Source organism: Pseudomonas sp. K5002, from assembly GCF_013386655.1.
In the GTDB taxonomy this organism is placed as follows: Bacteria; Pseudomonadota; Gammaproteobacteria; order Pseudomonadales; family Pseudomonadaceae; genus Aquipseudomonas.
Map to the genome: position 1 here is coordinate 1 of NZ_JACARK010001396.1, position 1140 is coordinate 1140.

The following is a 1140-nucleotide window of genomic DNA, read 5'->3' on the forward strand; positions in this document are numbered from 1 at the left end:
GCCGATGGTGGCCGGCTTGTCGGTGGTGCATGCGCTGGTGCCGCCGCATCCGGCGGCGATGATGGCGGTGCTGGCCTATAACGCCTCGGTCGGGCAGACGGTGCTGTATGCAATTTTGATCGGCATACCCACCGCGATCATTGCCGGCCCGCTGTACGCCAAGTTCATCGTGCCGCACATTCACCTGCCAGCGGAAAACCCGCTGGAGCGCCAGTTCATCGACCGCGAGCCGCGCACCCGCCTGCCGAGTTTCGCCCTGACCATGGGCACCATCCTGTTACCGGTTGTGCTGATGATGATCGGCGGCTGGGCCAACCTGATTTCCACACCGGGCACCGCCTTTAACCAGTTCCTGTTGTTTATCGGTAACTCGGTGATTGCGCTGCTGGTGGCGACCCTGGTGAGCTTCTGGACCCTCGGCCTGGCCCAGGGCTTCAACCGCGAGTCGATCCTCAAGTTCACCAACGAATGCCTGGCACCGACCGCCAGCATCACCTTGCTGGTGGGCGCGGGCGGTGGTTTGAACCGGATTCTGGTGGACGCCGGGGTCACCAATGAAATCCTCGGCCTGGCCCACGCCTTCAACCTGTCGCCCCTGGTGATGGGCTGGCTGTTCGCCGCGCTGATGCGCATCGCCACCGGCTCGGCCACCGTGGCCATGACCACGGCCTCAGGCGTGGTTGCACCGGTTGCGATGGGCCTGGGTTATCCACACCCGGAATTGCTGGTGCTGGCCACCGGCGCGGGTTCGGTAATCTTTTCCCACGTAAACGACGGCGGCTTCTGGCTGATCAAGGAATACTTCAATATGACGGTGATCCAGACCTTCAAGACCTGGACCGTGCTGGAGACCCTGATTTCGGTGGTCGCCTTCGGTCTGACTTATGGTTTGTCCTGCATCTTGTAACCCGGAGCCGAACCGATGGACATCCTCTACCAGATCCGCGCCCGCCAGGATTCCTTCAGCGCTGGCGAAGGGCGTATCGCCAAGTTGATGCTCGATGATGTCGGCTTTGCAGCGTCCGCCAGCCTGGAAGAATTGTCCCAACGGGCCGAGGTCAGCACCGCCACCTTGTCGCGTTTTGCCCGCAGCGTCGGCTGCCGCGACCTGCGTGACCTGCGCCTGCAACTGGCCCAGGC

At 62.9% G+C, this 1140-nt stretch carries 1 protein-coding gene and 1 pseudogene; both read left to right on the plus strand.

The features are described 5' to 3' along the window. Positions 1–907 (plus strand): permease DsdX (locus HX846_RS36685; RefSeq protein WP_178967398.1); only part of this gene is annotated, 907 nt, incomplete at its 5' end. 15 nt (positions 908–922) lie between these two features. Beyond that, positions 923–1140: pseudogene (locus tag HX846_RS36690) on the plus strand (MurR/RpiR family transcriptional regulator); the annotation flags it as partial.